Raw genomic sequence first — 13,268 nt, 5'->3', positions numbered from 1 at the left:
TTACAGCCATCGAGACAGCACTTGCCGCTGACGTTTTAGGAGCTTCTTAGATGGAAACCAAGGTCAATCGCGTTCTCATGGGGTTCGGTCTGCTTGCGGGTCTGGCACTGGGTGTAGGCAATCCGGGGGGCAGCATTGCGCTGGCCTTTGCTGGTGCGGCATCCGCCTGGCTGCTGCGCCATGGGTTCCTGCAACGCAAAGGCGCCTGCCAGCGCCCGTAAGCCGGCACTGCGCCGGCCGGGAGAAGTGTTACTTCTTCAGTGGAATCTGGAGAGCGGCATCGACCGGCACCGCGGTAATCGCGTTCTGCGGGCTGCCTTCGATCAGCTTGTCGGAATAGGTGAGATAGACCAGCACATTGCGGGTCGGATCCACCATGCGAACAACCTGCAGGCGCTTGAACAGCACCGATTGCCGCTCGGAGAAGACTTCCTCCTTCCTCGGCAGGGGTTCGCGGATACGCAGGGGGCCAACCTGTCGGCAGGCAATGGATGCTTCAGCCTTGTCCTCGGCCAGGCCGACCGCGCCGGAGAGCCCCCCGGTCTTGGCGCGGGAAACGTAACAGGTAACCCCTTCGACCTTGGGATCGTCGTAGGCATCGACCACGATCTTGTGATTGGGGCCGATCAACTTCCAGACGGTGGAAACCTCGCCTACCGTCTCGGCCCAGGCACCAGTGGAAAAAAGCGCAGCGCCCACCAGCCAGGCAGCAGCTGCAGCTTTCGTCTTCACTTGGCGAACTTCCCCACCAGTTGCTGCAGCTTTTCGGAACGCCGCTTGGCTGCCTCTTCCGCTTCCCGCTTCTCGCGCTGCTGCTTCGCCGCGGCGGCAAAACGCTCCTTCAGCGTGGTGGAGGCGTGGGTGCGCTGCTCCTCGGTCACCTCCCCGGCCGGATTGCCATCGAAGTCATAGCGCTCGGTGGAGCGTTCCATCGCCTTCAGGTAACGGGTGGTGGCCGTATGGAAGCGCAGCGCGGCGCGCAAGGTCTTGCGCTCGAACTCAGGGAAACGCTCCAGGATGGCTGCGTCTATGCGCAGGGCCAAGGGCTTGCAATCACGGAAGGTGGGAGACAGTTCCTGCAGCCGCTGGAGCAGCGCGCGCGGTTCCAGGGAGGTTTTCTGCGTAGGCGTTTCGTTACTCATCGATTCTGAGACTCAGAGATTTCAGGCCCCGACGGCGGGTCCCACGTGCGGCGGCACGATGGACCATTCTACCCGAGCCCGCCTGGCGAAACCCAACCGGGTGCGCGTTGTCCATTCGCCGTCCAGACAGGAGAACACCATGCAACCGGAACAGACCCGCGCCCTGCTCGCCCTCTGCCTGATGGCGGCCTTTGCCGATCAGCGCAAGGACGACAAGGAGCGCGAACAGATCAAGCGCGTCGCAGCCTCGCTGGGCGAGGGCAGCGGTATCGATCTGCTTGCGCTCTACCAGGATGTCTTGCTGAAGCGGATCACGCTGGAAAACGCGGTCGGTGCACTGGATGCACGGGAGCTTCGCCACCTGGCCTACGAGATGGCGGTGGGCGTTTGCGATGCCGACGGTGTGCACGACGCGCAGGAGACGGCCTTTCTGGAGAAGCTGCGGGCTTCCCTGGATCTGCCGCCGCAGCAGGCCGCGACCATCCTCGACGATGCGGACAGATTGGCAGCGGCTCCGCCCAGCGCACCGCTGCCGGCAGAACTCGACCCGCCGCGACCTTCCACGGCGGCGGCAAAGCCGGCTGTCGATACCGCCGAGTTGGACAAGCGCATCCTCAACGCCGCCATCCTCAACGGCGCCCTGGAGCTCCTGCCCCAGTCCCTCGCCTCAATGGCCATCATTCCGCTGCAGACGCGGCTGGTTTATCGCATCGGCCAAGCTTATGGCTACAGCCTGGACAAAGGGCATATCACCGACTTTCTCGCCACCGTCGGCGTCGGCCTCACCTCTCAGTACGTGGAGCAGTTCGGCCGCAAGCTGGTCGGCGGTCTGCTCGGCAAGGTGCTGGGCAAAACCGGCCGCGCCATCGGCAGCGCCGCCACGGGCTCTGCCTTCTCCTTCGCGACCACCTACGCCCTCGGCCAGGTGGCGAAGCACTACTACGGCGGCGGCCGCAAACTGGACGGCAGCGCGCTGAAGACCAGCTTCAACGACCTGTTGGGCCAGGCGCGTGGCCTGCAGCAGCGCTACACGCCGGAAATCGAACAGCGCGCCCGCACCCTGGATGTGAGCAAGCTGATGGCGGAACTGAAGGTCTGAGACCCGGCCTCCAGGCGAAGCAGCCTGGCGGTCAGGCCTTCACCACTGGCGGGCGCCCGGCGGGTGCCCGCCAGCTGCTTTCAGTACTTCATCACCACATTGATTTGCGACGGACGGTCTGCCGCCACTTCGAAGGCGCTGTCCTCGAAAGCCGGCGGGCCCATCACCCGGGGGTTGTTGGACAGGCCGTAGCCCTCAGCGGGAAACATGCCGAAGCGCATATTGAGCTTCCCGTCGCCGTCCTCGTCGTGATAGGCCATCACCGCGTAGCGCCCTGCCGGCACCGCGTCGAACACCACCCTCACCACGCCGGGTGCCGCCGGCGCCTCATGCACCGCCAGCGCGTGCATTTCCTTGCGGAAGGAACTCGGCGTGGCGTACAAGCCGACGCGCACGCTGCCCCGCTCGTGTGCCACGCCCTCCAGCACCACGGTAAGCGTTTGTCCATGAGGCTGGCTCGCCGCGGGCGCGGCAGTCTGGGCATGAACGGACCCGACAAGCGCCACGCTCGCCAAGAGCGAACGGCACATGAACAGCCTCGGTCGGCCTGCTTCCATTTCCTGCACCTCGTCTAGAACAAACCGCGAAGGATGTCTGCCAGCGCGAGATAGGGCAAGCAGACCCAAGCCCGTTGAAGGCGCGCGAAAGAGCCCCTGCCGGACCACCGCAGGAGCCAGCTTCGCCCAAAGGCGTAGGAGAGGATACAAAAGTGTTGTATAATCCGGAGCTTGCCGTTGCCACTCGTGGTAGCGCCTGCCGGCGAGCATCGCCGGCACTGCCGGGCCCAGCGCCCTTCCCCATCGACCCCCGGCCGACACGGCCTGCGGTTAGACCCGTCGGCACCCGGCCGGCTGCGCCACTCCACCCCATGGAGCCCGGCACACCGCCCCATGCCGTCCTCCCTGCCATCGGCCCCGCCGGTGGCGCTAAAGCCGGATCGCCCGGTTTCGGTCCCGTACCGTTCCGCTCATTCCGCCCCTGCCAGGCCCCGCTTGGCAGACGCCGTGCTTTTCGCGCGGCCAACGACAAGGAGCAAGACAATGGCTAAAGAAGAACTCGTCCAGTTCGAAGGTGTGGTCCAGGAAGTCCTCCGTGACGCGCGCTTCCTGGTCAAACTGGAAAACGGCGTCGACGTTGCCGCTTATGCCTCCGGCAAAATGCGCAAGTTCCGCATCCGCATTCTCGCCGGCGACAGGGTGACGCTGGAGATGTCGCCTTACGACCTCTCCAAGGCGCGCATCTGCTTCCGCCACAAGGATGAACGCAGCCGCCCGCCGGCCACCGCCCACTGAGCCCGCATCGCTTGTAAAAGTCGCGCTTCCGGACATCGTCCCCCGTGGTTTTCACCCCGCGGGGCAGGCATAATCCGGCCAATCCTGGCGGCTCCTCCCGCCTGCTCGATTGGAATGCCGAATGGCGCGCACGCCGTCACCGTCCCTCCCCCCAGCGGAGCTCTCCGGAACCGATTTCCGCCGCGGCCCGGCGGGCGGGGGCGACACCTCACCCGAAGCCGCATCCCCCTCCGACATCGCCCGCGAAGCGCTGCACCAGCTCGCGGTGAAGCGCATCCCGCCGACGCCGGATAACTACCGCACCCTGTACCACCAGATCGCCGGCATCGCCGAGGAAGACGCCTTCCCCGGCCGCAGCCTGCGGGCGCTCAGTTCGCTGCTGCCGCGCGACACCCCGGACGGGCTGCGCATCGCCCACCGCTTCGAGGCCGCCGTGGCCAGCGAACAATGGACCCAACTGCGCCAGGTGCTGGTTGAAGTATGCGCGGCGCGCAACGCAGGCTCCCTGCCCTGGGGGCGGATGATCCGCGAGCTGATCGTCGAACTCGAACGCCGCCAGGAGGGGCTGACCCGCGCCCGCAAGAACGAATCCCTGCAGCACGTGCTGGCCGCTTCCACCACGGACAGCGAACAGCTCTTCCTGCGCCTGCAAGGCCTGCTCGGCAGCTGGGCAAGGCGGGACGAAAGCGAGCCGCTGGAGCTTGCCGGCCTGCCAGCACTGGAAACCGCCGGCGACATGCCTCACCCGCTCGCGCCGCTGATCTCCCAGCTGCTGCAGCGCGGCCTCACGCCGCTGGTCGCGGGCGATCCAGCGCTGCTCGAGGAAACCCGGGAACTGGCGAGCACTTTCGACCAACTGGAGGGCGCCATCCCCGACGCCCTCGTCCGGCGCCTGGACACCTTCTCCGTCCGCCTCAACTGGATGGCCGAAGACAACAGCGCGGTGCGCAGCGCCCTGCTCGGCCTGCTGCGCCTGCTGGTGGACAACATCCGCGAGCTGGTGCTGGACGATCAATGGCTGCACGGCCAGCTCAGCGTGCTCGCCGAGGCCTTCGCCGGCAGCCCGGACATCCGCGTGCTGGACGAAGTGGAGCGCCGCCTGCGCGACGTCATCGACAAGCAGGGTAGGCTGAAACGCGAACTCACCGACGCCCAGCACCGGCTCAAGACCATGCTGGCCGGCTTCATCGACCGCCTGGCCGAGTTCTCCGACACCACCACCGAGTACCACGACGCCCTGGGCCACTGCGCCGAGCGCATCAGCAGCGCCTCCGACATCTCCGAGCTCACCGACGTGGTCGAGGAAATGCTGCGCGAAACCCGTAGCGCCCAGGCCTCCGCCCAGCGCTCTGGCGCCGAGCTGAGCGAGTTGCGTGCCCAGGTGGACCACGCCAACCAGCACATCCTGAAGCTGCAGCGGGAACTGGACGAAACCAGCGAGCTGGTGCGCCACGACCCGCTCACCGGCGCCCTCAACCGCAAGGGCCTGGACGAAGCCCTGGCACGGGAGATCGCCCGCATGCGGCGCAAGGGCAACAGCCTCTGCCTGGCCCTGCTGGACGTGGACAACTTCAAGCAGCTCAATGACACCTTCGGCCACACCACCGGCGACGACGCCCTGCGCCATCTCGCCGCGGTGGTGCGCGAGTCGCTGCGACCGCACGACACCGTGGGCCGCTACGGCGGCGAGGAATTTCTCATCCTGCTGCCCGAAACCGAACTGGAAGACGCCCACGCCGTACTCGTGCGACTGCAGCGCGAGCTCACCCGGCGCTTCTTCCTCGCCGGCGAGCAGAAACTGCTCATCACCTTCAGTGCCGGCATCACCCGCCTGCAAACGGAAGAAGAAGCGCAACTGGCGATAGAACGGGCCGACAGGGCCATGTACGCCGCCAAGCGCGCTGGCAAGAACCGCGTTCTCACCGCCGCATGAGTTGCCATGGCCGCTGCCACCAACCCTTTCGAGATTGCCCGCGAAACCCTGCGCCAGCTGGCAACCCGCCGCGTCGCACCCACCCCTGACAACTACCTGCGGCTGTACTACGAGATTGCCGGCAGCGAGGCGGTGGAGGTCTTTCCCCTCGCCTTCGTCCGCGACCTCGCCCGCCGCATACCGCGCGACTCGCCCGAGCGCCAGCGCCTCGCCCGCCAGCTCGACCAGGCCCTGACTTCGGATGAGCCGGCCCCGGTGCGCGAAGCACTGGACGGCTACATCGACAGCCTGCGCCTGGAGCCGCCACCGGCCTGGAACGAACTCATCGCGCAGCTGCTGCGTCAGTGGGAAGGCCGCCAGCTCGGCTGGACCACCGCCCGCAAGCGCGAATCCCTGGAGCGGGTGCTCAGCGCCAACGACCCGGCAACGCTGCACGGCCGCCTCCAGGCCCTGCTCCGCGCCTGGGGGCAGAGCCCCATTGACCCGGAACAATCGCTGCCGCCGGAAACGCCGGAACTCTCCGCCGGCAGAGACCATCTCCTGACTGCCGCCCCCACCGACAGCGTCATCGGCGTACGCCTGCTCGCCAGCGATGAAAGCCGGGAACTGATGACCGGCCTGCGCGACCTGCTATTGCTGGCGCTGGAAACAGTCATCCCCGCTTTCCTCGGCGAACACCCCGAGCTCATCAACGACGCCGGCCTCATCGCCGCCGACGTGCGCCGTGCCGCCAGCGAGCGCGATCTCGCCAACGTCCGCCGCCAACTCGCCAAGTTCAGCCATCGCCTGGAAGGCACCGCCGCCGACGCCGCCGAGATCCGCGCCGGCCTGCTGGACCTGCTGCGCCTACTGCTGGACAACATCGACGAGCTGGTGGTGGACGACCAGTGGCTGCACGGCCAGATCGAGATGCTGCGCGATGTCATCGACCAGCCCGCCACCCTGCGCATGATCGACGACGCCGAGCGCCGGCTGAAGGAGCTCATCTACAAGCAGAGCCAGCTCAAGCACAACCTCGCGGAAGCCCAGCGCAACCTGCGCAACATGCTTGCCGGCTTCGTCGACCAGCTCGCCCGCTTCGCCGAAAGCACCGGCAGCTACCACGACCGCATCGGCCAGTGCGCGCAGAAGATCGCCGCCGCCCGCGACATCGCGGAGATCAGCGACGTGCTGGACGAAGTCATGCGCGACACCCGCGCCGTCCAGTTCGAAACCGCCCGCTCCCGCGACGAACTCCAGGGTGCCCGCCTGCGGGCCGAAGCCGCCGAAGCCAAGATCGCCGCCATGCAGGCCGAGCTGGAAGAGGCCAGCCGGCTGATGCGCCACGACCAGCTCACCGGCGCGGCCAACCGGCGCGGCTTGGAAGAGAGCTTCATCAAAGAGGCCGCCCGCGCCGAACGCCGCGCCCTGCCCCTGTGCCTCGCCCTGCTGGACGTGGACAACTTCAAGCAACTCAACGACACCCTGGGCCACCAGGCCGGCGACGACGCCCTGCGCCACCTCAGCAACGTGATCCAGCACCAGCTGCGCCCGCAAGACACTCTCGCCCGCTACGGCGGCGAGGAGTTCGTCATCATCCTGCCCGAAACCGACTTGACCCAGGCCAGCCAGGCCCTGGTGCGACTGCAGCGCGAACTCACCCGGGCGCTGTTCATGAATGGCGCCGAGCAACGCGTCATCACCTTCAGCGCCGGCGTCACTCAAGTGCTGCCGGGCGAGAACCTGGACGTCGCCCTCGGCCGCGCCGATTCGGCGATGTACCAGGCCAAACAGAGCGGGAAGAACCGGGTGGCGACGATAGAAGCACCGCGCTGAACAAAGCTGGTGGCGGAGAAATAGCCGGTTAAACCAGACGTATTCCGCACACACGCCGTCTCCATCCAGGTTCATAGTGTCAAGCGGCCAATTGCCCAGCAAAGAGCCTGGATCACACCATGCTTCCTCCAGCATCAGAATCAGACCCCGACCTCGCGTTTACCGGCGCCTTCATAAAGGCGCAGGCGCCTTACTACATATACGCAGTGGATTACCGCGAAAACTCTAGCGGAGTCCTGGCTCTACACGTGCTGTGCGACGTGCTCAATCGGGCGGGCCAGGCGGCCTATCTGCTTAATACCCGCAAGACGCACCCCGCCTTCAACGTACGCCTGCTCAGCGAAGAGGATCTCACCCGTCACGCCTCGGCTGGTCTCGCCCCCATCGTTATCTATCCGGAAGTGGTCAGCGACAATCCCCTTCGGGCCCAGGCCGTCGTACGTTGGATGTTGAATCGCAGCGGCGCCCTGACGCAGAAGCCGGTTGTCCTCGGCGAACATGACCTTGTCTATTACTACTCGAAGGACTTCGTTCCTAGCGGGCAGACAGCACCGCGCTTTCTGCGGCCTTCAGCCCTGGCGCCTACCTATGAACCCGCGAATATACATGGCCCGCGCAGCGGCGCCCTGCTGTACCTGAATCGCCTGCGAGCAGACGAGATCGACTTCACCCGTCTTCCCGCCGACATCCGCATACTGGACAACAAGCAGCCGATCTCCCTGCCGGAGCTGATCCAGCTTTTCAGCCGTTCGGAAGTCCTGTACTCCGCCGAACGCAGCGGCACATGCACACATGCGATGCTCGCCGGCTGCCCGGTGCTCTACTTCCGCAGCCGCCTGCTGACCGAGATCCCTGAGGTAGAAACTTACTCTGCCGGCTGCGACTGGGCCGACACTCCCGGCGCCCTGGAACGACTCAAGGGCACTGTCGCCCAAGTGCGCTGGGAATGGCGACGCTGGGTCGACGCTTTCGCACAGCAACTACCAGCCTTCATCGAGGAAACTCAGGCTCTGGCCGCGAGCAGGAATTCAAGCGGGGTGATTACCCCGGAAATGCGTCAGGCAGTGCTTCCCTCCCTCAAAGCTGCAACCCCCGTCCAGGCCAGCGCCGCACGATCACGCCGCCCCCCAAAAAAACGCCCCGCTCCGCCTCACCCGGATCAAGCTATCGTCGAAGAGGCACTTCAACTGCAGGCGGCAGGAGACGTCGGCACGGCGTTCTCCTTGTTCCAGCAACTCGTCAATACCGATACGCCGCTTCCCCGTCCCTATCTGGAAATCGCCCGCATCGCACTCAGCCAGGGGGAGCGGGCCATCGCGCTGGAGTTCCTGGAACTCGCACAAGCACGGGAACAACCGCCGGCGGAAGCACATCTCGAGCTTGCCCGTCTGCACAGCGCCGAACAGCGCCACGAAGCGGTGCTTGCCGTGCTGAGTCCCCTGCTGCGTCAGCCCGGCGAGCATTTCGAGGCGCTGGACCTGATTCGCCAGACGCTGGGCAAACTGCCTGCGCTCGGGCCAATCCCCTGGGCGCGCCTTCTCGCCGATCTTCGCCGCCCTCTTCCACGGGAAGAGTCAGTAGAGGAGATCGGGGAGGAAGACACGGCTGACGAGGACGCGCCGCCCAACGGCAGCCTATTCCCGGACTCCGCCCTGGCCCACCGCCTGCTTGATGGCAAGCGCGGAATCGAGGTCGACCCCTCGGCGCACAATGCCTTCCACATTCCCGACTGCCTCTTCGTCGACAAGTGGGTCGAGTCCCGTTACACCAAGGAGCAGATGGAACTGAGCGGCGAAATCCAGCGCATCGACATCCTTGCCGCCGGCAATCGCCTGCCCTTGGCGAATGGCAGCCTGGACTACGTGCTGACCTCCCATGTACTCGAGCACTTCCATGACACCATCGGCACCCTGAAGGAGTGGTACCGGGTCGTGCGCGACGGCGGGCTGATCTTCACCATATTCCCGCACAAGGAGCGGACTTTCGACAAGGTGCGCCCCCGCACCACCCTTGCCGAGCTCGAAGAACGCCATGCCTCCGGCACCCTGGATGCGTCTGACCGCCATCACACGGTGTGGATCACCGAAGATGCCGTCGAACTGGTCCGGCACCTCGGCTGGAAGCTTATCGAGGTCATGGACGTGGATGACAAGGTCGGCAACGGCTTCACCTTCGTGATCCAGGTCGAAAAAGCCCGCGCGGCTTGAGCAGATGGAGCCCCGAGTGCCGCCCCGCCAGATATCCGTTTTCTCCACCGACGCGCTGGACAGCGCCTGCGCCCGCCTTCGTCTGGCCGACCCGATACGTTCCGCCGGCCTGGTGCTGAACTGGCACGCCCGGATCGGCAAGGACAGCATGGAGATCAACCTCAAGGGCCTGGAACAGGCGGACTTGATCGTCATCCAGCGCGCCTTTCCGCGGGCGACCGGCGTCGAAACCTTGCTGGACACGCTCTTCAGCCTCGGCATCCCGGTCATCTACGAGACGGACGACCTGCTCACCGGCATCCCCGGCGACAACCCAATGGCAGACTACAGCGAAGAAGCCGCCGACATCCTCGTCGCCTTGATGCAGCGCTGTTGCGCGCTCACTGTCTCCACCCCTGCCCTGGCCGGGCATTACCGGCACTACAACCCCAAGGTACATGTCCAGCCCAACCCGATCGACGAGCAAATCTGGACTGCGCGCCCGCCGGCAGTGAAACCCAACCGGCGTCTGCGGGTGGGTTTTGCCGGCAGCGCCACCCACGTTTCCGACCTGCGCCTGGTGGAGGAGGCCTTGCTGGAGATACTGGCGCGCCATGGTGACGAGGTGGAGTTGTGCCTCTTCGGCTGCGCCACCGAGCGGCTGGCCTCGCAACCGGGCGTCCTCACCATTGGCGGCGGCCTGCCCTACGCGGCCTATGCGGAAACCCTTTGCCAGCTCCAAGTGGACATCGGTATTGCGCCACTGGTCGATACGCCCTTCAACCAGGCCAAGAGTGACATCAAATGGCTTGAGTACTCGATGGCCGGCATCGCCGGCATCTACAGCAGGCTCCCGCCTTACGGGCAGATCGCCGATGGCGAAACGGGGCTGCTGGTGGGTAAGGAGCCCGCAGAGTGGGTCGCAGCGCTGGAGAGGCTGCTGCAGGACCATGCCCTACGCCACCGCATCGCCAGCCAGGCCCAGCGCGAGGTGCTCGCGCAAAGAACCATGGCGCAGGCGGGCAAGAACTTGGCCTCGATCTACGAGCAGATCATCCTCGAGCATTCCCATGGCCAGGGCAGCCGGCGCTCTCTGGCAAGCGCGGGGAGACAATTGCGCTACGCGCAGTGGCTGGATGCCAACCTGGCCTCGCGCGCAGATCTCGTCGTCTGGGCCGCGCATCATGCCGCCGACCGCGCGCTGCAACTCCACGCCATCGTCATCGACGATGGCGCCCGACCGGAAGCCACCGAACGCACGCGGCAGACCATACAGCGGCTGTGGCACAGCCAGGTGCGTACCGACCTCCTCGCGCCGACAGATGGCTGGGCCGACCGGGCCAACCATCTGCTCGCCAGCAGCGGCGCGGAATGGGTGGTGCTGCTATGGTCGGGGGATCAGCTGGCTGCTGCGAGCACTTGGTACCTCCAGCAACGGCTGCACAGTCATGCGGATGCCTGGGCCGTCTATTTTGACGAGGACGGCATCTCCGCCACTGGCGGACACGACGACCCGCTGCTCAAGCCCGATTTCGACCTGCAGCGCCTGCGCTGCGCCAACTACCTCGGTCGCAACCTCTTCCTTCAGCGCGAACAGTTGCTCGCCCACGGCGGCCTGGCCCCGGTGGCCCCCGACCTCGCCGGCACCGACGCCCTGCTGAGGCAGCTCGACGCCGGGCTGCCCGCCACCGGCATTGTGCACATCGCCCGCCTCGCCGTGCATCGCGATCAGGCGCCGCTGGAGAACAGTCGCCAGCAGGCGCTGTGCGAAGGCTACGCGCGGGTGATCAACGCCCACCTCGCCCGCCGCCGGCTGGCAGTTGAAGCCCAGCCCCGCCTCCCCTCCGGGGCGCGCTGGCCCGGCACCAGCCTGCAGTACCAACTGAAGCGGGCTCCCCTGCTCAGCGTCATCATCCCCACCCGCGACGGCGGCAAGATGCTGCAGCGCTGCCTGGAAACGCTGGTGGGCGAAGGCGGCTACCCCGACCTGGAAATCCTGGTGCTGAACAACCAGAGCCGCAGCCACGAGACCCTGGACTACCTGAACGGCCTGCACCAACTGGGCAGCGACAGGCTGCGGGTGATCGAAGTGGATGAGGCCTTCAACTTCTCCCGCCTCGCCAATCTCGGCGCCAGCGCCGCCCACGGCGAATTCCTGCTCTTCCTCAACGATGACACTGCGGGCCTCTCCTCCGGCTGGCTCGCCGAACTGGCTGCACGGCTGGACGAAGCCGACGTCGCCGCGGTGTCCCCCCGGCTCCTGTTTCCCGACGGCCGCGTGCAGCACGCCGGCATCGTTCTAGGCCTGGGGGGCGCGGCTGACTTCGCCTACATCGGCGCCCCCATCGAGGAGGCCGGTTACGCGGAACGCTTGATCTGCGAACAGGAAGTCTCTGCCGCCAGCGCCGCCTGCCTGCTCATCAAGCGCGCCGCATTCCAGCTTGCTGGCGGCTTCGATGAAGAGGAACTGGATCTTGCCTACGGCGACTTCGACCTGTGCCTGCGCCTGCGCGAACATGGCTACCGCATCTTGTGGACGCCTTCAGTCAGCCTGCTGCATGAAACCGGCCACTCCCTGAAGGCCCACACCGTCACGCCGGAAGCGATTGCCAAGCGCAGCGCAAGTTTCGCCCGCAACAGGGCGGCCTTCATGGAACGCTGGCTGGAACGGCTGGCGCATGATCCCTACTACAACCCCGGCCACAGCCTGCAAGCCAACAGCTATCCGCTGGATACCCGGCAGGAGCTGATGCGGTCGCGCCTGGCGGAAGCGAACCTGCCGCGCCTGGTCGCACTTCCCGCCGACGCCTCCGGCTCTGGCTATTACCGGGTCACTGCGCCAACTGAATTCGCCACCAAGCAGACGCGCATCGACGGCCGCGTCCTGCCCGGCTACCCCGATGCCCTCACCCTGAGCCGCCTGGATGTGAACACGCTGTTCACCCAGCGCCAGGTGGATGACAACCACCTGCAGGCACTGGCCGCGCTGCGGCGCGATCTGCCGGGCATGCGCGTCGTCATGGATTTCGACGATCTGCTGACCGCAGTTCGTGCGGATAACCCCCATTCCGCCGACGTCTGGCCCGACATCGAACGCCGTATCGCCGACGCCTGCGGCCTCAGCGACTGCGTCACCGTCTCCACCGCAGCGCTTGCCGACGCCCTGCGCCATTTCCATGACGACATCCGCGTCATCCCGAACGCCATTAACCCGGAGGACTGGCCCAATCTCCCTCCCCGAATCCTGCAACCAGGCCGCCGCCTGCGCGTTGGCTGGGCAGGAGGCATGAGCCATGCGGGCGACCTCGCCCTGCTCGCCGAGGTCATCCCCGCGCTTGCCCGCAAGGTGGATTGGGTCTTCTTCGGCCTGCGTCCGCCCGGTGTCTCCACCAAGCTGTACGAGTTCCACCCCGGAGTGCCCTTCGCTGACTACCGCAGCAAGCTCGCGTCCTTGCGGCTGGACCTCGCCCTTGCGCCCCTGGCCCATCACCGCTTCAACGAATGCAAGAGCAATCTCCGCCTGCTGGAGTACGGCATTCTCGGCATTCCAGTGATCGCCTCCGACATCACGCCCTACCAATGCGGCCTGCCGGTGACGCTGCTGCCGGGCAAGGCGCAAGCCTGGAAGGCGGAAATCCTCGCCCGCAGCGACGAGGCCCGCGCCTTGCAACTGCAGGGTGAAGCCCTGCGCAACGCCGTCATCACCGACTGGAAGCAGAACCGCTTCCAGAACGCCTGGCTCGAAGCCTGGACAGGTGACACCAGCGCCAGCAGCACCGATTACTCCATCGCCCCCTGAAA

At 66.2% G+C, this 13,268-nt stretch carries 10 protein-coding genes; 7 read left to right on the top strand and 3 right to left on the bottom strand.

Annotation, left to right across the window (positions count from 1 at the left end):
* Positions 1-50 precede the first annotated feature (50 nt).
* Complete coding sequence (locus C7389_RS24910; RefSeq protein ID WP_162851763.1) at positions 51-221, top strand: hypothetical protein; 171 nt, start codon at positions 51-53, stop codon at positions 219-221.
* A 28-nt stretch (positions 222-249) separates the two neighbouring features.
* Here the strand turns inward: C7389_RS24910 and C7389_RS16630 are convergent, their stop codons facing one another.
* Both C7389_RS16630 and C7389_RS16625 read right to left on the bottom strand, forming a co-directional pair.
* Positions 250-732, bottom strand: coding sequence for a CreA family protein (locus C7389_RS16630; RefSeq protein WP_133593536.1), 483 nt, complete (start codon positions 730-732; stop codon positions 250-252).
* Entirely contained in the window at positions 729-1,142 is a 414-nt protein-coding gene (locus tag C7389_RS16625) for a ProQ/FINO family protein (RefSeq protein WP_133593534.1), read from the bottom strand. The genes C7389_RS16630 and C7389_RS16625 overlap by 4 nt, the downstream gene beginning before the upstream one ends.
* Between C7389_RS16625 and C7389_RS16620 the strand changes: the two genes are divergently transcribed.
* Positions 1,030-2,241, top strand: coding sequence for a YcjF family protein (locus C7389_RS16620; RefSeq protein WP_342773511.1), 1,212 nt, complete (start codon positions 1,030-1,032; stop codon positions 2,239-2,241). The two genes, C7389_RS16625 and C7389_RS16620, sit on opposite strands and share 113 nt — an antisense overlap.
* Before the next feature lie 80 nt (positions 2,242-2,321).
* Here C7389_RS16620 and C7389_RS16615 read toward each other — a convergent pair whose 3' ends face one another.
* Complete coding sequence (locus C7389_RS16615) at positions 2,322-2,672, bottom strand: DUF2141 domain-containing protein (RefSeq protein WP_246034821.1); 351 nt, start codon at positions 2,670-2,672, stop codon at positions 2,322-2,324.
* Positions 2,673-3,281: 609 nt separating this feature from the next.
* Between C7389_RS16615 and infA the strand changes: the two genes are divergently transcribed.
* The 5 genes from infA to C7389_RS16590 all read left to right on the top strand — a co-directional run bounded on the left by infA (position 3,282) and on the right by C7389_RS16590 (position 13,266).
* Positions 3,282-3,533, top strand: a complete 252-nt coding sequence (gene infA / locus C7389_RS16610) for a translation initiation factor IF-1 (RefSeq protein WP_133593528.1) — start codon at positions 3,282-3,284, stop codon at positions 3,531-3,533.
* A 121-nt stretch (positions 3,534-3,654) separates the two neighbouring features.
* On the top strand, positions 3,655-5,466 hold the full coding sequence (locus C7389_RS16605) for a GGDEF domain-containing protein (RefSeq protein WP_133593527.1): 1,812 nt from the start codon (positions 3,655-3,657) through the stop codon (positions 5,464-5,466).
* 6 nt (positions 5,467-5,472) lie between these two features.
* On the top strand, positions 5,473-7,281 hold the full coding sequence (locus C7389_RS16600; protein WP_133593525.1) for a GGDEF domain-containing protein: 1,809 nt from the start codon (positions 5,473-5,475) through the stop codon (positions 7,279-7,281).
* A gap of 119 nt (positions 7,282-7,400) precedes the next feature.
* Positions 7,401-9,488 (top strand): methyltransferase domain-containing protein, encoded by a 2,088-nt coding sequence (locus tag C7389_RS16595; protein WP_133593523.1) that lies wholly within the window; start codon positions 7,401-7,403, stop codon positions 9,486-9,488.
* Positions 9,489-9,504: 16 nt separating this feature from the next.
* Positions 9,505-13,266 (top strand): glycosyltransferase, encoded by a 3,762-nt coding sequence (locus C7389_RS16590; protein ID WP_133593521.1) that lies wholly within the window; start codon positions 9,505-9,507, stop codon positions 13,264-13,266.
* Positions 13,267-13,268: the final 2 nt, after the last annotated feature.

The sequence above is a fragment of the Azoarcus indigens genome, from assembly GCF_004361735.1.
Classification (GTDB): Bacteria; Pseudomonadota; Gammaproteobacteria; order Burkholderiales; family Rhodocyclaceae; genus Azoarcus; species Azoarcus indigens.
Note: the sequence above shows the minus strand (reverse complement) of the source record. Positions and strands in the feature narration are given on the sequence as shown.

Bases quoted from the DNA above. Each gene is read 5' to 3' on its own strand.
- C7389_RS24910 (WP_162851763.1), top strand. From the start codon at position 51: ATGGAAACCAAGGTCAATCGCGTTCTCATGGGGTTCGGTCTGCTTGCG.
- C7389_RS16620 (WP_342773511.1), top strand. From the start codon at position 1,030: ATGCGCAGGGCCAAGGGCTTGCAATCACGGAAGGTGGGAGACAGTTCC.
- C7389_RS16595 (WP_133593523.1), top strand. From the start codon at position 7,401: ATGCTTCCTCCAGCATCAGAATCAGACCCCGACCTCGCGTTTACCGGC.
- infA (WP_133593528.1), top strand. From the start codon at position 3,282: ATGGCTAAAGAAGAACTCGTCCAGTTCGAAGGTGTGGTCCAGGAAGTC.
- C7389_RS16600 (WP_133593525.1), top strand. From the start codon at position 5,473: ATGGCCGCTGCCACCAACCCTTTCGAGATTGCCCGCGAAACCCTGCGC.
- C7389_RS16625 (WP_133593534.1), bottom strand. From the start codon at position 1,142: ATGAGTAACGAAACGCCTACGCAGAAAACCTCCCTGGAACCGCGCGCG.
- C7389_RS16605 (WP_133593527.1), top strand. From the start codon at position 3,655: ATGGCGCGCACGCCGTCACCGTCCCTCCCCCCAGCGGAGCTCTCCGGA.